19 protein-coding genes are annotated in these 24,289 nt (G+C 72.5%); 14 read left to right on the top strand and 5 right to left on the bottom strand.

Annotation, left to right across the window (positions count from 1 at the left end; all coding sequences use genetic code 11):
- Positions 1-93: 93 nt before the first annotated feature.
- From ABIH81_RS06600 to ABIH81_RS06570, 7 genes are all read left to right on the top strand, one after another.
- The gene (locus ABIH81_RS06600) at positions 94-954 is read left to right on the top strand and encodes an STAS domain-containing protein (RefSeq protein WP_349879493.1); all 861 of its coding nucleotides are present in this window, start codon (positions 94-96) and stop codon (positions 952-954) included.
- The gene (locus ABIH81_RS06595; protein WP_349879492.1) at positions 954-1,364 is read left to right on the top strand and encodes an STAS domain-containing protein; all 411 of its coding nucleotides are present in this window, start codon (positions 954-956) and stop codon (positions 1,362-1,364) included. Before ABIH81_RS06600 ends, ABIH81_RS06595 begins: the two co-directional genes overlap by 1 nt.
- A complete protein-coding gene (locus ABIH81_RS06590; protein WP_349879491.1) occupies positions 1,361-1,780 on the top strand; it encodes an ATP-binding protein in 420 nt (139 codons plus the stop codon). The genes ABIH81_RS06595 and ABIH81_RS06590 overlap by 4 nt, the downstream gene beginning before the upstream one ends.
- Positions 1,777-2,790, top strand: a complete 1,014-nt coding sequence (locus tag ABIH81_RS06585) for a SpoIIE family protein phosphatase (RefSeq protein WP_349881025.1) — start codon at positions 1,777-1,779, stop codon at positions 2,788-2,790. Before ABIH81_RS06590 ends, ABIH81_RS06585 begins: the two co-directional genes overlap by 4 nt.
- Positions 2,787-4,133, top strand: coding sequence for a sensor histidine kinase (locus ABIH81_RS06580; protein WP_349879490.1), 1,347 nt, complete (start codon positions 2,787-2,789; stop codon positions 4,131-4,133). The genes ABIH81_RS06585 and ABIH81_RS06580 overlap by 4 nt, the downstream gene beginning before the upstream one ends.
- Before the next feature lie 2 nt (positions 4,134-4,135).
- Positions 4,136-5,674, top strand: a complete 1,539-nt coding sequence (locus tag ABIH81_RS06575) for a SpoIIE family protein phosphatase (RefSeq protein ID WP_349879489.1) — start codon at positions 4,136-4,138, stop codon at positions 5,672-5,674.
- A 454-nt stretch (positions 5,675-6,128) separates the two neighbouring features.
- Positions 6,129-6,695, top strand: a complete 567-nt coding sequence (locus ABIH81_RS06570; RefSeq protein WP_349879488.1) for a TIGR03086 family metal-binding protein — start codon at positions 6,129-6,131, stop codon at positions 6,693-6,695.
- A gap of 55 nt (positions 6,696-6,750) precedes the next feature.
- Here the strand turns inward: ABIH81_RS06570 and ABIH81_RS06565 are convergent, their stop codons facing one another.
- Positions 6,751-6,894, bottom strand: a complete 144-nt coding sequence (locus ABIH81_RS06565; protein WP_349879487.1) for a hypothetical protein — start codon at positions 6,892-6,894, stop codon at positions 6,751-6,753.
- A gap of 22 nt (positions 6,895-6,916) precedes the next feature.
- Between ABIH81_RS06565 and ABIH81_RS06560 the strand changes: the two genes are divergently transcribed.
- Positions 6,917-7,864: a threonine/serine dehydratase gene (locus ABIH81_RS06560; RefSeq protein ID WP_349879486.1), complete on the top strand. Its 948-nt coding sequence runs from the start codon at positions 6,917-6,919 to the stop codon at positions 7,862-7,864.
- 47 nt (positions 7,865-7,911) lie between these two features.
- On the opposite strand, the gene ABIH81_RS06555 is transcribed toward ABIH81_RS06560, so the two are convergent.
- Complete coding sequence (locus ABIH81_RS06555; RefSeq protein WP_349879485.1) at positions 7,912-10,005, bottom strand: S9 family peptidase; 2,094 nt, start codon at positions 10,003-10,005, stop codon at positions 7,912-7,914.
- A 100-nt stretch (positions 10,006-10,105) separates the two neighbouring features.
- Between ABIH81_RS06555 and ABIH81_RS06550 the strand changes: the two genes are divergently transcribed.
- On the top strand, positions 10,106-11,680 hold the full coding sequence (locus ABIH81_RS06550; protein ID WP_349879484.1) for an FAD-binding oxidoreductase: 1,575 nt from the start codon (positions 10,106-10,108) through the stop codon (positions 11,678-11,680).
- 377 nt (positions 11,681-12,057) lie between these two features.
- Here ABIH81_RS06550 and ABIH81_RS06545 read toward each other — a convergent pair whose 3' ends face one another.
- Positions 12,058-14,118 carry a SpoIIE family protein phosphatase gene (locus tag ABIH81_RS06545; protein WP_349879483.1) on the bottom strand — a complete coding sequence of 687 codons (2,061 nt, stop codon included), beginning with the start codon at positions 14,116-14,118 and terminating at the stop codon, positions 12,058-12,060.
- Positions 14,119-14,288: 170 nt separating this feature from the next.
- On the opposite strand from ABIH81_RS06545, the gene ABIH81_RS06540 reads away from it, so the two are divergent.
- Together ABIH81_RS06540 and ABIH81_RS06535 are read left to right on the top strand one after the other, a co-directional pair.
- Positions 14,289-18,653: a HAMP domain-containing protein gene (locus ABIH81_RS06540; protein ID WP_349879482.1), complete on the top strand. Its 4,365-nt coding sequence runs from the start codon at positions 14,289-14,291 to the stop codon at positions 18,651-18,653.
- Complete coding sequence (locus ABIH81_RS06535; protein ID WP_013473514.1) at positions 18,650-19,207, top strand: response regulator; 558 nt, start codon at positions 18,650-18,652, stop codon at positions 19,205-19,207. Before ABIH81_RS06540 ends, ABIH81_RS06535 begins: the two co-directional genes overlap by 4 nt.
- A 4-nt stretch (positions 19,208-19,211) precedes the next feature.
- Here ABIH81_RS06535 and ABIH81_RS06530 read toward each other — a convergent pair whose 3' ends face one another.
- Positions 19,212-19,736, bottom strand: a complete 525-nt coding sequence (locus ABIH81_RS06530) for a MarR family transcriptional regulator (protein ID WP_349879481.1) — start codon at positions 19,734-19,736, stop codon at positions 19,212-19,214.
- Positions 19,737-19,789: 53 nt separating this feature from the next.
- Here ABIH81_RS06530 and ABIH81_RS06525 point away from each other — a divergent pair, with 53 nt between their 5' ends.
- Entirely contained in the window at positions 19,790-20,731 is a 942-nt protein-coding gene (locus ABIH81_RS06525; protein WP_349879480.1) for an ABC transporter ATP-binding protein, read from the top strand.
- Positions 20,728-22,320 (top strand): ABC transporter permease, encoded by a 1,593-nt coding sequence (locus ABIH81_RS06520; protein WP_349879479.1) that lies wholly within the window; start codon positions 20,728-20,730, stop codon positions 22,318-22,320. Before ABIH81_RS06525 ends, ABIH81_RS06520 begins: the two co-directional genes overlap by 4 nt.
- 95 nt (positions 22,321-22,415) lie before the next feature.
- On the opposite strand, the gene ABIH81_RS06515 is transcribed toward ABIH81_RS06520, so the two are convergent.
- The gene (locus tag ABIH81_RS06515) at positions 22,416-22,748 is read right to left on the bottom strand and encodes an STAS domain-containing protein (protein WP_282312214.1); all 333 of its coding nucleotides are present in this window, start codon (positions 22,746-22,748) and stop codon (positions 22,416-22,418) included.
- Positions 22,749-22,894: 146 nt separating this feature from the next.
- Between ABIH81_RS06515 and hemL the strand changes: the two genes are divergently transcribed.
- On the top strand, positions 22,895-24,232 hold the full coding sequence (gene hemL, locus ABIH81_RS06510) for a glutamate-1-semialdehyde 2,1-aminomutase (RefSeq protein ID WP_349879478.1): 1,338 nt from the start codon (positions 22,895-22,897) through the stop codon (positions 24,230-24,232).
- Positions 24,233-24,289 lie beyond the last annotated feature (57 nt).

The following is a 24,289-nucleotide window of genomic DNA, read 5'->3' as shown; positions in this document are numbered from 1 at the left end:
TCACGGGTGCGGTCGATCATTCTTTGCCCCGCGGCAAGTAACGCGTCAGCCTCCGGTGATAGAGTCCGCCCGTCCAAATCAGGGAGGTCAACCATGGCGTTGAGCGCCGAACAGGGTGATCGGCTCGCCCACTTGCTCACTCAGTACGCGGAGCGGTTGACCAGTCGCTGGATCGAGATCGTCGCCGGTTCGCTGCGTGGCCGTCTGAGTCGCGCCGAGCTGGCTCGCCAGGTGCAGGAGCTGCACCGCGCGTTGATCGACGCCGGTCGGCATGGCGTCTCCGACCTGGCCGACGAGCACGGCGGTGAGCTGCGGGCGGTGCTGTCCGAGTTGTCCACCAACCGGGCCCGGCAGGGGTTCTCCGCCACCGAGACCGCGATCAGCGTGTTCGCGCTCAAGGACGCCCTGCTGGAGCTGATGGAGGAGGAGAAGGGCGACGAGACCCTGCGCGACTTCGTCTCCTTCTCCGCGCTCGTCGACCAGATGGGCCTGTTCACCTTCGAGACGTTCGTCCGGGCCCGGGAGAGCCTGATCGCCGACCAGGCGGAGCAGCTGCTGGAGCTGTCCACGCCGGTGGTGAAGCTCTGGGAGGGCGTGGTCGCCGTCCCGCTGGTCGGGACGCTGGACTCGGCCCGCGCCCAGGTGGTGATGGAGCGGCTGCTCCAGACCCTCGTCGACACCGGCTCACCGTACGCGATCATCGACATCACCGGCGTGCCGGCCGTGGACACGCAGGTCGCGCAGCACATCCTCAAGACCGTGGTGGCCGCCCGGCTGATGGGCGCCGACTGCATCATCTCCGGCATCCGCCCGCAGATCGCCCAGACGATCGTCGCCCTCGGCATCGAGTTCGGTGACATCGCCACCAAGGCGAGCCTCGCCGACGCGCTGCGCCACGTGCTGCGCCTGACCGGGGTCGAGACCACCGCTCGCCGCCCGCGCCGGGAGTCCTGATGGAACGGGTGCCGATCCTCAAGATCGGCGACATCCTGCTGGTCTCCATCCAGGTCGACATGTCCGACCAGACGGCGATCCAGTTGCAGGAGGACCTGGCCGAGCGGATCGTCGCCACCGGCTGCCACGGCGTGATCATCGACATCACGGCGCTGGACATCGTCGACTCCTTCGTCGGCCGGATGCTGTCCACCATCGCGTCCATCTCGAAGGTGCTGGACGCCGAGACGGTGGTGGTCGGCATGCGCCCGGCCGTCGCCATCACGCTGGTCGAGCTGGGGCTGTCGCTCAACGGCATCCGTACCGCGCTGAACGTCGAGCGCGGCATGGAGCTGGTCGCGGCCAGCCGCGCCGACGAGTGGGACGAGGCGGCCGACGACGAGGACACCGAGACGACGGCGACGGCATGACCACGGGCGTCGACCTGGGTGTGCCGGCGACCCAGGCGATCCGCAGCGACGAGGACGTGGTGCGGGTCCGGCAGTTGGTGCGTACCACAGCCGTCGCGGTCCGGCTCTCCCTGGTCGACCAGACGAAGCTCGTCACCGCCGCCAGCGAGCTGGCCCGCAACACGCTGATCTACGGCGGCGGGGGCAACGCCGAGGTGAGCACCGTCTCCGACGGCCGCCGGCGTGGCGTGCGGATCGTCTTCGCCGACGAGGGACCGGGCATCCCGGACCTCGACCTGGCGCTCACCGACGGCTACACCACCGGCGGCGGGCTGGGCCTGGGACTGAGCGGCGCCCGCCGGCTCGTCGACGACTTCGACATCCGGACGGCTGTCGGCGAGGGGACGCGGATCACCGTCACCAAGTGGTCGCGATGATCGCCGACGTGGTACCCGACCACGGCATCTGGTTCCGGGTCGACACCGGCGCGACCGCCGGCAGCGTACGCCGGGCGGCCGAGCGTCTCGGCCAGCAGCTCGAACTGAGCGCGCCGCGCGTCGCGGACCTGGCCATCGTCACCGCCGAGATCACCAGCAACCTCGTCAAGCACGCCCGCGAGGGCACGCTCCTGATGCGTCCGGCGCGCCGGGGCGGGCAGGCCGGGGTGGAGCTGGTGGCGATCGACTCCGGCCCCGGCATGGCCGACCTCACGCTCTCCTCCGTCGACGGCCACTCCACCGCGGGCACGCTCGGCATCGGGCTCGGCGCGATCACCCGGCAGTCGAGCCGGTTCGACGGCTACTCGTCGCCGGGCCGGGGCACCGTCCTGGTCGTCCAGGTCTGGGACGCCGTACCGCCGGAGCCGGACTGGGCGGCCGGGCTGGCCCGGCCGATCACCGGCGAGCAGAGCAGCGGCGACGGGTACGCGGTCCGCCAGGTCGACGGCCGGCGGCAGGTGCTGGTCTCCGACGGGCTGGGCCACGGTCCGCTGGCCGCCGCCGCGACCGGCGCCGCCGTCTCCGCGTTCCGCGCGGCGCCGGACGGGCCGCCGGACGTTGTGGTGCGGCACCTGCACGCCGCCATCTCGCACACCCGGGGAGCCGCGCTCGCGGTGGCCGAACCGGATCCGGCCTCCGGAGTGCTCCGCTACGCCGGACTCGGCAACATCGCCGCGATGATCGTCGCCCCGGGCGAGCGGCGGCGCGGGCTGGTCTCGCTGCCGGGCATCGCCGGGCACCAGCGTCCGGCGATCCGCGGGTACGACTACCCCTTCTCGCGCGACGCCACCCTGGTCATGCACAGTGACGGGGTGGTGGATCGCTGGGATCTGGACGACTATCCCGGGCTCGCCGGCCGCAACCCGCTGCTGGCCGCCGCGACCCTGCTGCGTGACGCCGGTGTCCGCCGCGACGACGCCTGTGTCCTGGTGGCCCGGGGGGCGGCATGACCGAACCCCTCCTGCACCTCGCGCTCCGGGTGGAGCAGGACATCTTCCTGGTTCGGCAGCGTGGCCGGGAGGTCGCCGCGGCGGTCGGGCTGGAACACCAGGACCAGGTACGGATCGCCACCGCGCTCAGCGAGGTGGCCCGGGAGCTGTTGCACGGGGTCGACGGCGCGGACGTGACGTTCGCCCTCGACCGCGACGCCGCGGGCCGCCAGGTTCTCCAGGTGGACCTGGCGCCGCTGCGTCCGCTCCCCGGTGAACGGTACGAGCCGCAGTCCGGCGCCGTCGCACGTCTGGTGGACACGTTGCGGGTGGTGGCCGTCGAGGGCGATACGGTCGTGAGGATGTCCCGACGAGTGCCCGACCACGCCGAGAAGCTGACGGCGGAGCGTGCCGCCGAGCTTCGCGCCGAGCTGGCCGAGCGCGCGCCGGGTTCCGCGCTGGACGAGTTGGCCGCCCAGAACGCGCAGCTCATCGCCGCCCTCGACGAGGTACGCAGCCAGCGCGACGAGCTGGCGGTGCTCAACTCCGAACTCCAGGAGACCAACCGGGGCGTGATGGCGCTCTACAACCAGCTCACCGAGGAGCTGGAGGAGACCAACCGCGGCGTGGTCGCGCTCTACGCCGAGCTGGACGAGAAGTCCGCCCAGCTGCGGGCGGCGAGCGAGTCGAAGAGCCGGTTCCTGGCCAACGTCAGCCACGAGCTGCGCGCCCCGGTCACCGCGATCATCGGCCTGGCCCGGCTGCTCGCCGACTCCGCCTCCGACCCGCTCACCGGCGAACAGGCCCGCCAGGTGGGGCTGATCCGCTCCTCGGCGGGTGACCTGCTGGGCCTGGTCAACGAGCTGCTCGACCTGGCCAAGGCGGAGTCGGGCCGGATCGAGCCGCACTGGTCCGACGTCGATCTGCGCGCCGTGTTCGGGCAGTTGCGCGGCACGCTGCGGGCGCTCGCCTCCCGCCCCGAGGTGGAGCTGGTGGTCGAGGAACCGCCGGCCCCGGCGACGGTCCGCTCGGACGAGGTGCTGCTCGCCCAGGTGCTGCGCAACCTGCTGCACAACGGGCTGAAGTTCACCGAGCGCGGCGAGGTACGCCTGCGCGCCGAGCGCCGTGGCGAGCAGTGGACGCTGTCGGTCACCGACACCGGTGTGGGCATCCCGCCGGAGCTGCAAGAACGGGTCTTCGAGGAGTTCTACCAGGTGCCCGGCACGACCCGGGTCGGTGGCACCGGGCTCGGCCTGCCGTACGCGCGGCGGCTGGTCACGCTGCTCGGCGGGACACTGAAGCTGACCAGCGAACCCGGCCGGGGCAGTACGTTCACAGTGGTCCTCCCCGCGGGCGGAGCGTGACGGTGGACGGCGGGCCGGTGACCGTGCTTGTGGTCGACGACAGCGGCCCCAAGCGATACCTGCTGGTCAACTGGCTGAACCGGGCCGGCTTCGTCACCGTCGAGGCCGAGAACGGCACGGCGGCGCTGGAGCGGGTGGCCCGGGAACACATCGACCTCGTGGTGCTCGACGTGCGGCTGCCCGACATGAGCGGCTTCGAGGTGTGCGAGCGGATCAAGGAGGCGTACCCGTCGATCCCGGTCGTGCACGTCTCCGCGCACGCGGTCGACGTGGTCGACCGGGCGCAGGGCCTCACCCGGGGCGCGGACGCCTACCTGGCCGAGCCGATCGAGCCGGAGGAACTGGTCGCCACCGCCCACGCGGTGCTGCGCTACTACCAGGCCCGGCGGCGGGCCGAGCAGCTCGCCGAACGGCTCGCCGCGCTCGCCGACGCCACTGTGGAGATGCACGCGACGCCGAACTTCGTCCGGCTGCTGGAGGCCGCCGCGAGCGGCGCGGCGCGGATCTTCAAGGCCCCGGCGGCGGTCGTCGCGGAGACGTTCGACGGGGACTGCCTGGCCGGGGTGGCGGCCGACCCGCACACGCCGGCCACCATCGTGCCGTGGGTGGTGGACGACACCGGAGTGCCGATCGGCACCCGGGTACGCGTCGACGAGCCGGCCAACTGGGCGCTGACCGGCTGGCCGGACGGCGACACCGTGACGGTGGCCGCGTCCCGGCTGCGCGAGGACCGGGCCCCGCTGTACGTGGTGGTGCCGACCGCCACCCAGACCGTACGCACGCCGGTGCTGGTGCAGCTCGCCCAGGCGGTCGCGTCGGCGGTGGAGGCGCAGCGGTCCTTCGACGAGGAGCACCGGATCGCGGTGACGTTGCAGCGCAGCCTGCTTCCGCAGCGGCTGCCCGACGTCGCCGGCCTGGACCTGGCCGTCCGGTACGAGCCGGCGAGCGCGCAGACCGAGGTGGGCGGCGACTTCTACGAGCTGGTGATGCTCGACGGGCACCTGCTGGTGGCGATCGGTGACGTGGCCGGGCACTCGCTGCACGCCGCCACCGTGATGGCCGAGCTGCGGCACGCGGTGCGGGCGTACGCGGTCGAGGGGCACCAGCCGGGTGTGATCCTGGACCGGGTCAACGAGCTGATGCGCAACCTGCTGCCGACCGAGCTGGCGACCATCTGCGTCCTGCTGCTGCACCCGTCGACCGGGCAGGTCCGGATGGCCAGCGCCGGGCACCTGCCGGCGTTGCTGAGCCGGGACGGGCGGATCGAGTTCGTCACGCAGTCCGCGCCGCTGCTCGGCGTACGCGCACCGCGCCCGCCGGACCTGGAGTTCGTGCTGCCCGCCGGCACCACGCTCGTGCTCTACACCGACGGGCTGATCGAGCGGCGGGACGCCACGATCGACGACGGCATGGCGGCGCTCGGCGTGGCCGCCACCCGGGTGGACGACGACCTGGACGATTTCTGCCGGCGGCTGCTCGTCGAGCTGGCGCCGCCGGAGATCCACGACGACGTGGCGGTGGTGGCGGTCCGCCGCCGCTGAGCCGCACCGCGTCCTCCGTCACGCTGCGCTACATCCGACGCCGGGTGGACGACGCGCTCGCTGCCGCCTTTGCTCTGCAGCCATCAGCGCATCAGGCGGCTGAGCAGGCATTCAATGTTGACCTTGGTTGACGGCTCTCCGTTGCGCCCGTCACTTTCTGTATGCGTCGCTGTCGGTCTCCCTGATCTCCTGTGGAGTGCGGGCGAAAAGCCCCTGCGAGATCTTGGTACGGGAAGGCCCCTATGGGGGCACTTTCCTTCCAAGATCTTCCCTGGTCCCGACAAATGAGAGGGTGATCTCGGTTGGCGGGAGAACTGGTGCGTGCATGGGTGCAGAGCAAGGGCGGCGCGGATCTGCTCGACCAGCGCGGTCACCGCAGCGGCCGGCCGGCGCCGGAACCGGACCTGCCGGTCCGTGGCGCGTTCCATCGCGACCGTCCTCATAGGCTGCCCCTATGACTACGAAGACCAGCGAGCTGCTCGCCGTCGCGGCGCCGCGTACGGTCGCGGTGGTGCGCGGCATCTCCGACGACCAGCTCGTCCTGCCCACGCCCTGTCCCGACTACACCGTGCGCGACCTGCTCGGCCACCTGTTCGACGTGGTGGTCAACTTCCAGGCGCTGGCCCGCCGGGAGGAGGTCGACTGGTCCGGCAAGACCGACCACCTGACCGACGGCTGGCGGGACCGGTTCGCGACCGAGGCGGCCCGGCTGACCGAGGCGTGGTCCGACCCGTCCACGCAGGAGGGCGTCTCCCCTGGCATGGGACTGCCGCAGGAGACGGTCGGCATGATGGCCCTGATCGACCTCACCATCCACGGGTGGGATCTGGCGCGGGCCACCGGCCAGGATCTGACCGTGGACCCCGCAGTGGTGGCGGCGGGGCACGAGTTCATGGACCGGATGGGCGACACGGGGCAGAAGATGGGCGCGTTCGGCCCGCCGGTGCCGACCGGCGCGGCTCCGGACAGCATGGACGCGCTGCTCGGCCGGGCCGGGCGCGACCCCGCCTGGACCCGCTGAATCCGGGCGGCCCGCGTGGTGCGCCGCGCGGGCCGTTCCTGACACCACCATTCACTCAGCGGCCGAGCAGCCCGGCCGAGCCGGCGACGACCAGGCCGATCACCGTCGAACAGCAGCAGACGACGAGCGCGGCGGCGACCACCACGAGGATCAGCCACGTCGGTCCCCGTCGCGCCACCGAGGGCTCCTCCTCGCTCATCCCGGCAGTCTAGGTTGGTCCGATGGAGCTGATCTCGATCGCCGACGTCCGGGCCGCCGCCGACGACGTGGCCGGCACCGTGCTGCGGACCCCGCTGGTGCCGACGCTCTGGGACGACGAGTTGTGGCTCAAGCCGGAGAACCTGCAACCGGTGGGGTCGTTCAAGCTGCGCGGCGCCACCCACGCGGTGGCCCGGCTCGATCCGGCGACCCGGGCCCGGGGCGTGGTCACCCACTCGTCGGGAAACCACGGGCAGGCCCTGGCGTACGCGGCCCGCGCCCTCGGCGCGCCCTGCACCGTGGTGGTCCCCGAGGGCGCGCCGGAGATCAAGGTGGCCCGGATGCGGGCGCTCGGCGCGGACGTACGGCTGGTTCCGCCCGCCCGACGGCTCGCCGAGGCGGAACGGATCGTGGCGGAGACCGGCGCGGCGTTGGTGCCGCCGTTCGACCATCCGGCGGTCATCGCCGGGCAGGGCACCATCGGGCTGGAGATCGTCGCCGACCTGCCGGACGTCGACGTGGTGCTGGTGCCGGTCGGCGGCGGCGGGCTCGGCTCCGGCGTGGCCACCGCGGTCAAGGCGCTGCGCCCGTCCGCCGCCGTGATCGGCGTGGAGCCCGTGCTCGCCGCCGACGCCCAGGAGTCGCTCGCCGCCGGTGAGGTGGTCGTCTGGGACGTCGAACGCACCTACTGGACGTGCGCCGACGGACTGCGGACCAGCCTGTCCGCGTTGACCCTGGCCCACCTGCGCGACCGGCTCGACGGCATCGTCACGGTGACCGAGGACGAGATCATGGCGGCCACCGGCCGGCTGCTCCGGGACGCCCGGCTGGTGGCCGAGCCGAGCGGCGCGGTCGCCCTGGCCGCCCGGCTGTTCCACCGCGACGAGCTGCCGGCCGGCCGCACCGTCGCGGTGGTCACCGGCGGGAACGCCGACCCGCATGTGCTGTCCGCCGCGCTCGCCCAGGTGTAAGGAAGGGCCCCTTATTAACAGACGTCTGTTAATAAGGGGCCCTTCCTTCACGCTCGGCCGACGCGGTCGAGGATCCAGGCGTTGACGAACGCCTCCTCGCGCCAGGAGTCGTACCGGCCGCTGGGGCCGCCGTGGCCCGCGCCCATCTCGGTCTTGAGCAGGTAGTCGCCGGCCGGCGCGAACGACCGCAGCCGGGCGATCCACTTGGCCGGCTCGTGGTAGAGCACGCGGGTGTCGTTGAGGCTGGTCACCGCAAGGATGGCCGGGTACTCGGCGGTGGTCACGTTCTCGTACGGCGTGTACGACTTCATGTACGCGTAGACCTCGGGGTCGTCGAGCGGGTTGCCCCACTCCTCCCACTCGGTGACCGTCAACGGCAGCGACGGGTCGAGGATCGAGGTGAGCGCGTCCACGAACGGCACCTGCGCGACGATCCCGGTGAACGCGTCCGGGGCGAGGTTCGCCACCGCGCCCATCAGCAGGCCACCGGCCGAGGCACCCCGGGCGACCAGCCGGTCGCTCGCCGTCCAGCCCGCCTTGACCAGGTGCCGGGCGCAGGCCACGAAGTCGGTGAACGTGTTCTTCTTGGCCAGCAGCTTGCCCTCGTCGTACCAGCGACGGCCCAGCTCGCCGCCGCCGCGGATGTGCGCCACCGCGAAGATCACGCCACGGTCGAGCAGGCTCAGCCGGGCGATCGAGAACCACGGGTCCATGCTCGCCTCGTACGAGCCGTAGCCGTAGATGACGGCGGGCGCCGAGCCGTTGCGCGGGGTGTCGCGGCGGCAGACGAGCGAGATCGGTACGCGGGTGCCGTCGTCGGCGAGCGCCCAGTCCCGGTGCTGCTCGTAGTCGGCCGGGTCGTACGCCCGCCCGTCCGGCCCGGGGCGGACCGGCTTCTGCCGGCGCAGCGTCAGCTCGCGGGTCACCAGGTCGTAGTCGTAGACCGAGTCGGGGGTGACGAGTGAGGTGTAGCGCAGCCGGACCTCGTTCGTGCGGTACTCCGGGTTCGCGTCCAGCCCCACGCTGTAGATCGGCTCGGGGAAGTCGATGTCCCAGCTGTCGTCGCTGCCCACCGGCAGCACCCGCAGGCCGGTCAGGCCGTTGGCGCGCAGCGACACCACGAGGTGGTTCTCGAACGCGTCGACCGCCTCCAGCCGGGTACCCGGCGTGTGCGGGATCAGCGGCTCCCACTCGCCCGGCGTGTCCGCCGAGGTGTACGCCAGCGCGAAGTCCTCCGCGCCGTCGTTGTGCAGGATCAGGAAGCGGTGGCCGTGGTGCTCCACCGCGTACTCGATGCCCTGACGCCGCGGCGCCACGACGGCGGGCTCGCCGGTCGGGTTGGACGCCGGGATCACCCACACCTCGCTGGTGATCTTGCTGTGGATGTCGATGACCACGAAGCGCTCCGAGCGGGTCAGCTCGACGCCGACCCAGAACCGCTCGTCGTCTTCGGAGTAGACCACCACGTCCTCGGTGGACGCCGTGCCGACGCTGTGCCGCCAGACCCGGTTCGGCCGCCACGCCTCGTCCACCGTCACGTAGAACAGCGTGGACGCGTCACTCGACCAGGCCGTGCCGTAGAACGTGTCCGGCACCTCGTCCGGCAGCGACTCGCCGGTGGTCAGATCCTTGATCCGAAGCGTGAACCGCTCGTCGCCGGAGAAGTCGGTGGAGTAGGCCAGCCAGCGCCCGTCCGGGCTGACGTCGAACGCGCCGAGCGAGAAGAAGTCGTGCCCCTCGGCGAGCTGGTTGCCGTCGAGCAGCACCTCCTCGCCGTCGAGCGGGGCGCCGTCCGCGCTGACCGGGGGCGCCGTCTCGCCCGGCCGGACCGCGCGCCGGCAGTGCACGCCGTACTGCTGCCCCTCGACCGTGCGGGTGTAGTACCAGTAGCCGTCCTTGCGGGTCGGCACCGACAGGTCGGTCTCCTGGGTGCGCCGGCGCGTCTCCTCGAACAGCTCCGCGCGCAGCCCGGCCAGGTGGGCGGTGCGCGCCTCGGTGTACGCGTTCTCGGCGTCCAGGTACGCGATCGTGTCCGGGTCGTCCTTGACGGCGAGCCAGGCATACTCGTCGATCACGGTGTCACCGTGGTGGACGCGCTCGGTCGGGACACGCTTGGCGACGGGCGGTGGGGTTTCGGTCACGGCGCCACGTTACCGGTCGCCGGGCCGCCGCCGGGCTCGCCCGCCGACCGAATCCCGCGACTCGCCGCCAGGTCTTTCGAACATGTGTACGATAACCGCCATGGCGGATGCGGCACGTTCCACCGAGCGACTCGAAGCCCTCGACATCACCCGGAAGCTGGCCGCGATCTGCGGTGACCCGTTCGCCCGCTTCGCCGGCCCGGCCGACGAGGTGGCCGGCCGTACCGCCCGGTGGGTGGCCGTGCCGGGCGGCCCGCACGCCGCGGCGGAGGTGTTGCGGCTGGCCGCCGCGCACGACCTGACAGTGGTGCCCCGCGGCGCCGGCACGAAGATCGACTGGGGTGCCGCCCCGGCGCAGGTGGACATCATGCTCGACACCGGCCGCCTCGCCGGGGTCTGGCACGAGCCGCGCGAGGCGGCGGTGGCCGACATCGGCGCCGGTACGCCGCTGCGCGCGGTCCAGGCCACGCTCGCGCGCACCAACCGGCGGCTGCCGGTCGACGCGCCCTCGCCGGGCGCGACGCTCGGCGGGGTGCTCGCCGCAGACGAGTCCGGTCCGCTGCGTCACCGGCACGGCAGCCCGTGCGCCCAGCTCGTCGGGGTGCGCTACCTCGACGCCGACGGCGAGCTGGTGAGCGTCGGCGAGTCCGGCACGGAGGCGCTCGGCCGGGCCGCCCCGGGCGGTGGCGGTGGCCGGCCCGGCGAGCGCGGTCCGGCGGGTGGTGGCGCCCGGTGGGGTGCCGGCTTTGGACCTGGCGGTCCGGCGGACGGTCCCGGCTGGGGCGCCGGTGGTTCGGCGGGTGGCGCGGGCTGGGGTGCCGGTGGTGCGTCCGCCGGAGATCCGGGTGGCGGGGACGCGATCCTCGGGCGGGGCGAGGTGCCCGGGCTGGACGTGGCCCGCCTGCTCTGCGGCTCACAGGGCGGGCTCGGCGTGCTGGTCTCGGCCACCATGCGGGTGCACGCCGCGCCGGCCGGCCGGCTCTGGGTGTCCCGTCCGGTCTGGACGCCCCTGGAGGTGCACGACCTGGTCCGGGCCGTACTGGCCGCGGGTGTCGATCCGGCCGCCGTCGAACTTGACCTGCCCGTGCCGGTGCCGCTGCCCCGGCGTCGCATTCCGCCGACGCACCCATCGGTGGTCAACCGCCCCGACCATCCCGCCGTGACCGGGCGACCCGCGGCGGGCAGCCTGGTGGTGCTGCTGGAGGGCGGCCCGGCCGACGTGACCGAGCGGGCCGAGCGGCTCACCGCCGTCCTCGGCGCCGAGGCGATGGTCAGTCACCACGCGCCGGAATGGTGGGGGCGTTACCCCTTCGCGCCCGGCGACACGGCGCTGCGCATCGAGGTGCCGATCAACGACCTGCACGCCGCCGTCTACGCGGTGCGCGACGCCACCGGCGGCCCGGTGCCGGTACGCGGCTCGGCCGGCTCGGGCACCGTCCACGCCGCCCTGTCCGGCGCGCTGCCGCCCGAGCGGGTCGCTTCGATACTCACCGCCGTCCGCAGCGTGCTGATCGCCCGGCGGGGCCGGTGCGTGGTGGTGGCCGCACCCGCGGCGGTACGCCGTGCCGTCGACCTCTGGGGCGAGCTGCCCGCGTTGCCGCGCCTGCGCAGCGCCAAGGCCCACCTCGACCCGCACCACCGCCTGGCCCCCGGCCGCCTCCCCGGAGGCCTCTGACCCACCCCAGCCCACCTGGTGCCCCGCACCACCCTCCGGCCCGCTCACCTCCGGCCCTGACCAAGCCGGTGATCAAGGAGTTTGTGTCGGATTCCGCACCTCCCCAAGCCCCGAACTCCTTGATGACCGTCGGCGGGGCGGGCGAAGCGCGCGAAGGGCCGGCTGAGGCGCCACGACGGGGGGCTGAGGCGTCCGCGACGGCGCGAAAGCGGGTTGACCATGAAGTTGACGGGGAGGAACGGGGCGAATCAAGCAGCTAAGTTCATGATCGCCGGAGCCGGAGCCGGAGCCGGAGCCGGAGCCGGAGCCGGAGCCGGAGCCGGAGCCGGAGCCGGAGCCGGAGCCGGAGCCGGAGCCGGGGCGGGCCGGCGGGAGGGCTACGGGGTGTCGTTTCGGAGGACCAGGATGGCTATGTCGTCGCGTGGGGGCTCGACCGAGAAGGCGATGGTGGCGGCGCGCAGCCGTGCGGCCACCACGTCGGCCGAGTACCCGGCCAGCGGCGCCGCCGACTCGCGGAGCCGGTCGGTGCCGAACAGCTCCCGTCCGCGCCGCCGCTCGGTGACCCCGTCGGTGTAGAAGATCAGCGCGTCGCCGGGCTTGAGCGTCAGCTCGGCGGTCGGTGTGGTGATCGAGTCGAGCAGGCCCAGCGCCGTACCGCCGGCGCCGACGAAGGTCGCGCCGCCACCGCCGTGCAGCAGTACCGGGCGGTCGTGGCCGGCCAGGTGCAGCGAGACGTCGAGCTGGTCGCCGGCGCCGGGTGCGACAGCCGCCAGCGCCAGCGTGCAGTAGCGTCCGCCGCCGCGCTCGACGAGCGTCTCGTTGAGCCGGCCGAGCACCTCGGGCAGCGGTTTGCCGTCGCCGACGAGCACCCGGATCACGTCCCGGACCAGCCCGGTCACGGCGGCAGCCTGCACACCCTTGCCTGACACGTCGCCGACCACCACGAGCCAGCGGCCGTCCGGCAGCGGGAGCACGTCGTAGAAGTCGCCGCCGACCTCCGCGTCGTCGCCGGTCGGGACGTACTCGGCGGCGAAGCCGATGCCCTCGACCACCGGGAGCACCGGCGGCAGCAGCGACTGCTGGAGCGTCTGGGCCACCCGGCGGCGCTCGGCGTGGATGCGGGCGTTCTCGATGGCGAGGGCGGCCCGGCGGGCCACGTCCTCCAGCACCGACACCTCGTCCGGGTCGTGCCGGTGCCGCTGGTGCCGGCCCACGGCGAGGGTGCCGAGCCGCTGGCCACGGGCGATCAACGGTACGGCGAAGCCCTCCATCGGCCCGCCGAGCGGCACCTGGGCGGCGTTGCGGGACGCCTCGCGCAGCCGGGACTGGATCGAGTCCGGGCCGGTCTCCTGGAGGATCCGGTGCAGCTGCGGGAGCATCGCCTCGTCGGCGTGGCTGGACGCGGCGAGGCGCAGCCGGCCCCACTCGTCGGTGGTGTGCACGGCGCACCACTGGCCGAGCCGGGGCACCACGAGCTGCGGGACGAGCGCCATGGTCAGCTCGACGTCGAGCGACTGGGCGAGCAGCTCACTGGCCTCGGCCAGGAAGGTCAGCCAGGTGGACCGCCGTACGTCGGCGCGGCGCAGCCGATCGTTCTCCAGGTGCAGCGACAGCCGTTCGGCGGCCAGTACGGCGAGCGGCCGGGCGTACGCCGAGGGCGCCGCGTCCAGCTCCAGCTCACCGGCGTACGGCCGGTGCACCGCCAGCGGTACGCGCAGCAGTTCGTTGCCCTCGCGCGGCGGGCGGCCGTACCGGGCGAAGACCTGGGTGCCGAGTCCGTCGCCCCGGTCCAGCCGGACCGTGCCACCGGCGGCGCCCACCATCTCGGCGACCCGGTTCAGCAGCGCGGTGGCGAACTCGGGCAGCGGCTCGTCGGCGTACGCGTCGGGGGTGATCTGCATCAGGTCGCTCATCGCCGCGGCGCTCGGCGTACCGTCGCCGGTCCGTTCCGGTTCGGCGACGCGCAGCGGGCCGGCCGACGGCCTGGCGGACCCGCCGGGGCCGGGCCGGTCCAGGCGGAACCAGACGCCCTTGCCGGTGGGCAGGTAGGTCGTGCCCCACCGGCTGGAGAAGTGATCGACGAGCAGCAGCCCGCGCCCTCTGGCAGCCACCTCGGTGATGTCGGACGTGGTGTTGCGCACGCCGACGATCAGCTCGTCGACCGGGCCGGAGGCGAAGTCGGTGACGGTCACGGTGAGACCGTTGCGGTCGGTGTCGACCTCGATGTCCAGTTCGGTTCGCGCGTGTTCGACAGCGTTGGTGGTCAGCTCGGTGGTGAGCAGCAGCGCCTCGTTCAGCAGTTCGGGCAGCCGCGCTTCGAGCAGCATGGTGCGGACCAGCGCGCGGGCCGCCGCCGGGGTGCGGCGGTCGGCGGGGAGGCGGACCCGGCGGACGCGCTCGTCCGCGCCGCCGCTGGCCGGCCCTGCCTCCGCTGACATCTTCGTATCCTCCACCGCGCCCACCCCGGGTGCCAAGCGTCCCGGCGAACCCACCACCCGGGTTGATACCGCACGTGACGCGCGATCACCCGGGGTGACCTCGACGGATCGCGCGGCACAATGATGGGATGGCCCGTGTGACCGCACGAGCCCGAGCGGAGCGAGGAGCGATGGCCACGGTGAATCAGTCGGTGACCGCTGACCCGTCCGCGTCCGACCACGAGGTGCTCCTCGGTGAACTGGTCGAGGCGCTGCGCCGGGTGGGGCGCGGCGATCTCCGGGTGCGCCTGCCCCGGCGGGCGGGACTGCCCGGTGAGGTCGCCGACGCCTTCAACGACGTGGTGTCGTTGCAGGAACGGCAGCACCTGGACCTGCGGCGGATCAGCCGGATCGTCGGCCGCGACGGCCGGCTCACCGAGCGCCTGGACGACGAGGGCCTGGACGGCTCCTGGGCGGAGGGGCAGCGGGCGGTCAACTCGCTCATCGACGACCTGGGCCGGCCGACCACCGAGATCGCCCGGGTCATCGTGGCGGTGGCCGACGGCGACCTGTCCCAGCACATGGCGCTGGAGATCGACGGTCGCCCGCTGCGCGGTGAGTACCTGCGCATCGGCCGGACCGTGAACACGATGGTGGACCAGCTCTCCTCGTTCGCCGACGAGGTGACGCGGGTGGCCCGTGAGGTGGGCACCGAGGGGAAGCTGGGCGGCCAGGCCGACGTACGCGGGGTGGCCGGCACCTGGAAGGACCTCACCGACTCGGTGAACACCATGGCGTCGAACCTCACCGGGCAGGTGCGGTCGATCTCCCAGGTGGCCACAGCCGTCGCGAAGGGCGACCTGTCGCAGAAGATCACGGTCGGGGCGCGCGGCGAGGTGGCCGAGCTGGCCGACACGATGAACTCGCTCACCGACACGCTGCGGCTGTTCGCCGAGCAGGTGACCCGGGTGGCGCGCGAGGTGGGCACCGAGGGCAAGCTGGGCGGCCAGGCCGAGGTGCCGGGCGTGGCCGGCACGTGGAAGGACCTGACCGACAACGTCAACTCGATGGCGTCGAACCTGACCGCGCAGGTGCGCAACATCGCCCAGGTGTCGACGGCTGTCGCGAAGGGCGACCTGTCGCAGAAGATCACGGTGGCCGCCCAGGGCGAGATCCTGGAGCTGAAGGACACCGTGAACACGATGGTGGACCAGCTCTCGTCTTTCGCCGACGAGGTGACGCGGGTGGCCCGTGAGGTGGGCATCGAGGGCAAGCTGGGCGGTCAGGCGCAGGTGCGCGGCGTCTCCGGCACCTGGCGCGACCTCACCGAGAACGTCAACCAGCTCGCCGGCAACCTGACCAGCCAGGTCCGCAACATCTCCCAGGTCTCCACCGCTGTGGCCAAGGGCGACCTGGGTCAGAAGATCACAGTGGACGCGCAGGGCGAGATCCTGGAGCTGAAGAACACCGTCAACACGATGGTGGACCAGCTCTCCTCGTTCGCCGACGAGGTGACCCGGGTGGCGCGCGAGGTGGGTACCGAGGGCAAGCTGGGTGGTCAGGCCCAGGTCAAGGGCGTCTCGGGTACGTGGCGTGATCTCACCGACAACGTGAACTCGATGGCGTCGAACCTGACCAGCCAGGTCCGCAACATCGCCTCGGTCACCACTGCCGTGGCGAAGGGTGACCTGTCGCAGAAGATCACTGTGGACGCCCGGGGCGAGATCCTGGAGCTGAAGTCCACCGTGAACACGATGGTGGACCAGCTCTCGTCGTTCGCCGACGAGGTGACGCGCGTGGCGCGCGAGGTGGGCACCGAGGGCAAGCTCGGCGGCCAGGCCCAGGTGCGCGGCGTCGCGGGCACCTGGCGCGACCTGACCGACAACGTGAACTCGATGGCGTCGAACCTGACCGCGCAGGTGCGCAACATCGCCCAGGTGTCGACCGCTGTCGCGAAGGGTGACCTGTCGCAGAAGATCACCGTGGACGCGCAGGGCGAGATCCTGGAGCTGAAGTCCACTGTCAACACGATGGTGGACCAGCTCTCGTCGTTCGCCGACGAGGTCACGCGGGTGGCCCGTGAGGTGGGTACCGAGGGCAAGCTCGGCGGTCAGGCCCAGGTCAAGGGCGTCTCCGGTACGTGGCGTGACCTGACCGACAACGTGAACTCGATGGCGTCGAACCTGACCAGCCAGGTCCGCAACATCGCCTCCGTCACCACCGCCGTGGCGAACGGCGACCTGGGTCAGAAGATCACGGTGGACGCGCAGGGCGAGATCCTGGAGCTGAAGAACACCGTCAACACGATGGTGGACCAGCTCTCCTCGTTCGCCGACGAGGTGACCCGGGTGGCCCGCGAGGTGGGTACCGAGGGCAAGCTGGGTGGTCAGGCCCAGGTCAAGGGCGTCTCCGGTACGTGGCGCGACCTCACCGAGAACGTCAACCAGCTCGCCTCGACCCTGACCACGCAGTTGCGCGCCATCGCGCAGGTCTCCACGTCGGTGACCCGCGGCGACCTGACCCAGCGGATCAACGTGAAGGCGCAGGGCGAGGTCGCCGAACTGAAGGACAACATCAACCAGATGATCGTCACCCTCCGGGAGACGACCAAGAAGAACGCCGAGCAGGGCTGGCTGGACTCGAACCTGGCCCGGATCGGTGGTCTGCTCCAGGGCCAGCGCGACCTGGGCGAGGTCTGCCGCATGATCATGCAGGAGGTGACCCCGCTGGTGGACGCGCAACTCGGCGCGTTCTTCCTGGCGGACAGCTCCGAGGGCAGCATGCGGCTGCGGCTCACCGCCTCCTACGGGTACGTGGCACGCGGCCACGACGTCACGTTCGGCCCGGGTGAGGGGCTGGTCGGGCAGGCCGCGTTGTCGCGCCGGACGATCCGGGTCAAGGCGCAGCCGGACGGGCGACTCGTCGTACGGTCCGGGCTGGCCGACACGCCCCCGGCCGACCTGGTGGTGCTGCCGGTCCAGTTCGAGGGCGAGCTGCTCGGCGTGATCGAGTTCGCCGGCGTGGCCACCTTCTCCGAGCTGCACCTGGCGTTCCTGGAGCGGCTGGTGCTCACCATCGGCGTCGCGGTCAACACCATCCAGGCCAACCGGCGTACGGAGGAGCTGCTGGCGCAGTCGCAGCGGCTGGCGCACGAGATGCAGGACCAGTCGGCCGAGTTGCAGCGCACCAACGCCGAGCTGGAGGACAAGGCGAAGCTGCTGTCCGAGCAGAAGGCCAACATCGAGACGCAGAACCGGGAGATCGAACTGGCCCGCCTCGGCCTGGAGGAGAAGGCGCAGCAGCTCACCCGCGCGTCGGCGTACAAGTCGGAGTTCCTGGCGAACATGAGCCACGAGCTGCGTACGCCGCTGAACTCGCTGCTCCTGCTGGCCCGGCTGCTGGCCGAGAACCCGGAGCGCAACCTCAGCGCGAAGCAGATCGAGTTCGCCCGGACCATCCACGGCGCCGGGTCCGACCTGCTCTCGCTGATCGACGACATCCTCGACCTGTCCAAGATCGAGGCGGGCCGGATGGACGTGGAGCCCACCGAGATCCACTTCGCCGAGATCCGCGGCTACGTGGAGCAGGCGTTCGCGCCGCAGGCCGAGGAGAAGGGCCTGGACTTCCAGGTACGGGTGAGCCCCGATCTGCCGCCCGCGCTGGTCACCGACGCCCAGCGGTTGCAGCAGATCCTGCGCAACCTGCTGTCCAACGCGGTGAAGTTCACCGACAACGGCGCCGTGACGCTGCGCATCGGCCCGGCGGCCGAGAACGCCGTCTTCGACGTGCCGGCGCTGACGAACGCGCAGCGGGTGATCGCGTTCACCGTGATCGACACCGGCATCGGGGTCTCGGACGACAAGCTGTCGCTGATCTTCGAGGCGTTCCAGCAGGCGGACGGCACCACCAGCCGGCGCTACGGCGGCACCGGCCTCGGGCTGTCCATCAGCCGGGATCTGGCCCGCCTGCTCGGCGGCACGATCACCGTCTCGTCCGCGCCCGGTCAGGGTTCGACGTTCACTCTCTTCGTACCCGATGTGCTGGCGCCGGACGCGGTGGTGGCGCCGGCGCCGCCGTCGCCGAGCCGCGCGGGCCTGCCGTCGTCGCTGCTCATGCCGATGGAGCTGCCGCAGCCGCAGGAGACGCCCGCCACCCGGCGCCTGGACGGCGTGACCGTGCTGATCATCGACGACGACGTGCGGAACGTGTTCGCGCTGACGTCCGCGTTGGAACTGCACGGGATGACCGTGTTGTACTCGGACAACGGGGCGGACGGCGTCCGCCAGCTCGCCGAGCACCCGGAGGTGGACATCGTCCTGATGGACGCCATGATGCCGGACCAGGACGGGTACGAGACGACCGCGCAGATCCGCCGCAACCACCGGTTCGCGGACCTGCCGATCGTCTTCCTGACCGCGAAGGCGATGCCCGGCGACCGGGAGTCGGCGCTCAGCGCCGGCGGCAGCGACTACATCACCAAGCCGGTGGACCTGGACGAGCTGATCGAACTGATGGCGTCCTGGATCGGCCGGAGCCGAGGCGAGGAGAAGGCGTGACGCAGACGGCCAAGGCCCTGCTGGTGGACGACCGGCGGGAGAACCTGATGGCGCTGGAGGCGATCCTCCAGGGTCTCCCGGTGCAGTCGGTCGCGGTGGAGAGCGGCGAGGCGGCGCTCAAGCAGCTCCTGGTGGACGACTTCGCGGTGATCCTGCTGGATGCCCAGATGCCGGACATGGACGGCTTCGAGACCGCCACCCACATCAAGCGGCGCGAGCGCACCCGGCACGTACCGATCATCTTCCTGACCGCCGCGGACAAGGACGCCCAGCTCGCGCTGCGCGGCTACGCGGCCGGTGCGGTCGACTACCTGACCAAGCCGTTCGACCCGTGGGTGCTGCGGGCCAAGGTGACCGTGTTCGTCGACCTGTGGGTGAAGACGCGGCAGCTCGCCGCCCAGTCGGATCTGGTGCGGGAGCGGGATCTCCAGTGGCGGCACCTGACCGACGCGGTGGACGAGGCGACAGCGCTGCTGCGCGCCGACGACGACCCGTCGGCCCGGGACCGCGCGGTGGAGCTGCTGGAGCAGGCGCGCTGGGGCAACACCCGCTGACGGTTCAGCCGCCGGCCGGGCCGCCGTGCCCGGTCGCGGCCCGCCGGGCCCGCCAGCGGTCGCCGAGCGACTCCAGTTCCTCCTGTACGAAGAGGAAGAAGTCGCGCATCTCGGCGACCCGCTCACCGGCCGGGGTGCTGCGGCCGTGCAGCGCGTCGACCCCGCCGGCGGCGATGTCGATGAAGTTCTTGTAGAGCGTGGTCTTGGTGATGGTCGCCTCGTACCACGGGTTGTCGGGCATCCGGTAGCGGTCGCGCCGGGAGCCCTTGACCGGCTCGCGGACCAGCATGGCGAACTGGGTCAGGTAGCGCACCGCGCCGCTCACCGCCGCCGCGCTGACGCCGAGCCGCTCGGCGATCTCGCCCGCGGTGAGCGGGCCGTCGGCGCTCATCACCGTGAACAGGACCCGGGCGGCCATTCGGGGGAAGCCCACGTCGGCGAAGGCCATCGCCATCCGCTCGACGAAGAGGTGGACCTCTTCCTCGTCTTGGTGGGGCGGCACGTTCATGGTCGGCTCCTCGACGCTCACCCCGTGACCCTACAGTCTTCACAAGTTTGTGAAACAAGCGTAGCTTCTGAAGTATGGAAACGGCAATCGATGTGTCCGGCCTGGTGAAGACCTTCGGCCGCACCCGGGCTCTGGACGGGCTCGACCTGACCGTCCGCACCGGAGAGGTGCACGGCTTCCTGGGCCCGAACGGCTCCGGCAAGTCGACCACCATCCGGGTGCTGCTCGGCCTGCTGCGGGCGGACGCGGGGGCCGTCCGGCTGCTGGGTGGCGACCCCTGGCGGGACGCGGTGGCGCTGCACCGCCGCCTCGCGTACGTGCCCGGCGACGTCACGCTCTGGCCCGGCCTCAGCGGCGGCGAGGTGATCGACCTGCTCGGCCGGCTGCGCGGCGGGCTCGACCCGAAACGCCGCGCCGAGCTGCTGGAGTCGTTCGAGCTGGACCCGCGCAAGAAGGGCCGCACCTACTCCAAGGGCAACCGGCAGAAGGTCGGCCTGGTCGCGGCGCTCGCCTCCGACGTCGAGCTGCTCATCCTCGACGAGCCGACCTCCGGGCTCGACCCGCTGATGGAGGAGGTCTTCCAGCACTGGGTCCGCCGGGCCCGGCAGGACGGGCGCACGGTGCTGCTCTCCAGCCACATCCTCGCCGAGGTGGAGGCGCTCTGCGACCGGGTGACGATCATCCGGGCCGGCCGGACGGTGGAGTCGGGCACGCTCGGCGACCTGCGCCACCTGCACCGCACCGCGATCGACGCGGAGGTCACCGCGCCGCTGGACGGGCTGGCCGACCTGCCCGGTGTGCACGACCTGCGGGTGGACGGGCAGCGGGTCCGCTTCGCCGTGGACACCGCGTCGCTCGACGCCGCGCTGCGCCGGCTCACCGAACTCGGCGTACGCAGCCTGGTCAGCACACCGCCCACGCTTGAGGAACTGTTCCTGCGGCACTACGAGACGGCGTCCTCCGAGTCGGCGCCCTCCACCGACGCGGCGCGCCAAGAGACGGCGGACCGGTCATGAGTGCGCTCACCGGCACGCGCCACCTGGTCCGGCTGATCCTGCGCCGGGACCGCCTCCTGCTGCCGCTGTGGGTGCTGGTCCTCGCGGTGCTGCCGATGACGTACGCGGCCAGCTTCTCCGAGCTGTTCCCGACCGCCGCCGAGCGGGCCGCGTACCTGGAGGGCACCGCCCGCAACCCGTCGATCGTCGCGCTGCTCGGCCCGGCGTACGGCGACAGCATCGGCGGGCTGACCGCCCAGCGCAGCGGCTTCCTGCTGCTCGTCGTCGCGCTGGCGAGCCTGCTCACAGTCATCCGGCACACCCGCACCGAGGAGGAGGCCGGGCGGCGGGAACTGCTCGGCGGCAGCGTGCTCGGGCGGCACGCCGGGCTGACCGCCGCGCTGCTCGTCACGTACGCGGCCGACGTGGCGCTCGGGCTGCTCACCGCCGCCGGGCTGGTCTCGGCCGGGCTGCCGGTGGGCGGCTCGGTCGCGTACGGGCTGGTCACCGTGCTGACCGGTGTGGTCTTCGCGACGCTCGGCGGGCTGGCCGCCCAGCTCACCGAGACCGCCGGCGGGGCACGGGGCATCGGCCTCGCCGGTCTCGGCGCCGCGTTCGGGCTGCGCCTGGCCGGGGACACCGCCGGCAACGACTGGCCGAGCTGGCTGTCCCCGTTGGGCTGGGGCGCCCGCGTTCGCCCGTACGAGGGGGAGCGGTGGTGGGTGCTTCTGCTGCCGCTTGCCGCCACGGTGCTGCTCGCCGCGCTCGCGTACCCGATCTCGGTCCGCCGTGACCTGGGCGCGGGCGTGCTGCCGCCCCGGCTCGGCCCGGCCACTGCGGGCGGCGCCCTGTCCGGTCCGTTCGGCCTGGCCTGGCGGCTGCACCGGGGGCAGATCCTCTGGTGGTCGGTCGGATTCGGCCTGCTCGGGCTGATCCTCGGGGGCGCGGCCGAGGCGGCCGGGCGGTCGGTCGAGGGCAGCCCGCGGATGGAGGAGATCGTGGCCCGGCTCGGCGGGGCGTCCGGGATGGCCGACGCGTACCTGGGGGTCACGCTGAGCCTGGCCGGGCTGGCCGCCGCCGGGTACGGCATCCAGGCCGCGCTGCGGATGCGCGCCGAGGAGTCCGCCGGGCACGCGGAGCCGGTGCTCGCCACCGGTACGCGGCGCTCGGCCTGGCTGCTCTCACATGTGGCGTTCGCGCTGCTCGGCCCGGTGGTGGTGCTCGCGGTGACCGGGCTGGCGACCGGCCTGACGTACGGCCTGAGCACCGGTGACGTGCCTCGCCAGCTGGGCCGGATGCTCGCCGCCGGCCTGGCCCAGGTGCCTGCCGCGTGGGTGCTGGCCGGGCTCGCCGTGCTCCTCTACGGCCTGCTGCCCCGGCTCGCGTCCGCCGCCTGGGTGGTGCTGGCGGTCTGCGTGCTGCTCGGGCAGCTCGGCGCCGTGCTGGAGCTGGACCAGTGGCTGCTGGACGTGTCCCCGTTCACGCACACCCCGCAGGTGCTCCGCGACGCGTGGACCCCCACCCCGCTCTACGTGCTGACCGCCCTGGCGGTGACCCTGGCCACAGCAGGCCTGCTGACGTTCCGCCGCCGCGATCTCCCCGTGGCCTAGGCCGCGTTGATCTTGCACTTGTGGCCCCGACAAAGCGGGCGAATCACCCGCACGGAGGGCCGCAAGTGCAAGATCGCGGGGGAGAACCCCGGGAGTCAGGGGGTGGCTTCGTTGCGGATCATCAGGGCGCTGCGGAGGCCGGTGATGTCCAGGACGCGGATCAGGAAGTCGCCGACGTTGGTGAGGATCAGCAGGCACTGGGTGTGACTGGCCTTGCGGCTGAGCACCACGAGCGTGCCGAGGCCCTGCGAGTCGCAGAACGTGACCCCGGCCAGGTCGAGCACGATGCGCGGGGGCGGATCCGCCAGCACCTCGTTGACCACCGTCGAGAGCTGGGCGGCCGTGAGCATGTCGATCTCACCGGCCAGGCGAAGCACGGCTTCGTCACCCGTCCGGTGTACGGTGATGGACAGTTCGGCACGATCCACCCGGTCAGCCTATCGCGATCTCGACCGACGGGCCTGTCGAGCTGATCGCTGCCGGCCCGCCGCGCCGCTCAGGCGGGTGAGCCTGGTAACCCCCGTCGCGGGGTGCCTGCCAGGCAGCACTCCGGCGCTGACACAATGGCCTCATCGTGACCGAGACGCATTCCGCCGGATCCGGCCGCTACCCGGCCGACGCCCCGGCCTCCGAGGCCCTGTTCGACCGCGCCAAGGCCGTCGTGCCCGGCGGGGTCAACTCTCCCGTGCGCGCGTTCCGTGCCGTCGGCGGCACCCCGCGCTTCATGGTCCGGGGGGAGGGCCCGTGGCTCTTCGACGCCGACGGTCGTCGCTACGTCGACATGGTCTGCTCCTGGGGTCCGCTGATCCTCGGCCACGCGCACCCGGCCGTGGTGGAGGCGCTGCGTGAGGCGGCGGCGCTCGGCACCAGCTTCGGCACGCCGACGCCGGGTGAGGTCGACCTGGCCGAGGAGATCATCGCGCGGACGCCGGTGGAGCAGGTCCGCCTGGTCAACTCCGGCACCGAGGCGACCATGTCGGCGATCCGGCTGGCCCGCGGCTTCACCGGCCGCTCCAAGATCATCAAGTTCTCCGGCTGCTACCACGGCCACTCGGACGCGCTGCTCGCCGCCGCCGGCTCCGGCGTGGCCACGTTCGGCCTGCCCGACTCGCCAGGCGTGACCGGCGCGGCGGCCGGCGACACCATCGTGCTGCCGTACAACGACCTGCGCGCGGTCGAGGAGGCGTTCGCCGCCGAGGGGCAGCACATCGCCGCGATCATCACCGAGGCCGCCGCCGGCAACATGGGCGTGATCGCGCCCCGCGACGGCTTCAACTCCGAGCTGGCCCGGATCGCGCACGCGAACGGCGCGCTGCTCATCGTCGACGAGGTGATGACCGGGTTCCGGGTGTCCCGCGCCGGGTGGCACGGCCTCGACCCGTCGGACGCGGACCTGTGGACGTACGGGAAGGTCATGGGTGGCGGCCTGCCCGCCGCGGCGTTCGGCGGGCGCGCGGAGATCATGGCGAGGCTCGCCCCGGCCGGCCCGGTCTACCAGGCCGGCACGCTGTCCGGTAACCCGCTGGCCTGCGCGGCCGGGCTGGCCACGCTGCGGCTGGCCGACGACGCGCTCTACCGGCGGCTCGACGAGACCGCCGCCGCGCTGGGCAAGCTCACCACCGAGGCGCTGTCCGCGGCCGGCGTGCCGCACCGCCTCTCCACCGCGGGCAACATGTTCTCGGTCTTCTTCACCGACGCGGACGTGCACGACTACGACAGCGCCCGCACCCAGGTGGTGCCGGCGTTCAAGGCGTTCTTCCACGCGATGCTCGCCGGTGGCGTCTACCTGCCGCCGAGCGCGTTCGAGTCGTGGTTCGTCTCGACCGCGATCGACGACGCCGCGTGGGAGCAGATCGACGCCGCCCTTCCGGTGGCGGCGCGGGCGGCGGCAGCGGCGGGACACGGGGGATAGCAGTGAGCGCGAGGAGTGAGCCGGGTTTGCGAGCCCCGCAGTCGCGAACGAAGGGGG

This window comes from Micromonospora sp. HUAS YX12, assembly GCF_040215685.1.
In the GTDB taxonomy this organism is placed as follows: domain Bacteria; phylum Actinomycetota; class Actinomycetes; order Mycobacteriales; family Micromonosporaceae; genus Micromonospora; species Micromonospora tulbaghiae.
This window is presented reverse-complemented; position numbering and strand designations above follow the sequence as displayed.

What these genes read in the sequence shown, in the direction of transcription:
- ABIH81_RS06550 (WP_349879484.1), top strand. Translation starts at nt 10,106, where the DNA reads ATGGCGGATGCGGCACGTTCCACCGAGCGACTCGAAGCCCTCGACATC.
- ABIH81_RS06570 (WP_349879488.1), top strand. Translation starts at nt 6,129, where the DNA reads ATGACTACGAAGACCAGCGAGCTGCTCGCCGTCGCGGCGCCGCGTACG.
- ABIH81_RS06585 (WP_349881025.1), top strand. Translation starts at nt 1,777, where the DNA reads ATGATCGCCGACGTGGTACCCGACCACGGCATCTGGTTCCGGGTCGAC.
- ABIH81_RS06595 (WP_349879492.1), top strand. Translation starts at nt 954, where the DNA reads ATGGAACGGGTGCCGATCCTCAAGATCGGCGACATCCTGCTGGTCTCC.
- ABIH81_RS06545 (WP_349879483.1), bottom strand. Translation starts at nt 14,118, where the DNA reads ATGTCAGCGGAGGCAGGGCCGGCCAGCGGCGGCGCGGACGAGCGCGTC.
- ABIH81_RS06590 (WP_349879491.1), top strand. Translation starts at nt 1,361, where the DNA reads ATGACCACGGGCGTCGACCTGGGTGTGCCGGCGACCCAGGCGATCCGC.
- ABIH81_RS06520 (WP_349879479.1), top strand. Translation starts at nt 20,728, where the DNA reads ATGAGTGCGCTCACCGGCACGCGCCACCTGGTCCGGCTGATCCTGCGC.
- ABIH81_RS06600 (WP_349879493.1), top strand. Translation starts at nt 94, where the DNA reads ATGGCGTTGAGCGCCGAACAGGGTGATCGGCTCGCCCACTTGCTCACT.
- ABIH81_RS06580 (WP_349879490.1), top strand. Translation starts at nt 2,787, where the DNA reads ATGACCGAACCCCTCCTGCACCTCGCGCTCCGGGTGGAGCAGGACATC.
- ABIH81_RS06525 (WP_349879480.1), top strand. Translation starts at nt 19,790, where the DNA reads ATGGAAACGGCAATCGATGTGTCCGGCCTGGTGAAGACCTTCGGCCGC.
- ABIH81_RS06560 (WP_349879486.1), top strand. Translation starts at nt 6,917, where the DNA reads ATGGAGCTGATCTCGATCGCCGACGTCCGGGCCGCCGCCGACGACGTG.
- ABIH81_RS06565 (WP_349879487.1), bottom strand. Translation starts at nt 6,894, where the DNA reads ATGAGCGAGGAGGAGCCCTCGGTGGCGCGACGGGGACCGACGTGGCTG.
- ABIH81_RS06540 (WP_349879482.1), top strand. Translation starts at nt 14,289, where the DNA reads ATGGCCACGGTGAATCAGTCGGTGACCGCTGACCCGTCCGCGTCCGAC.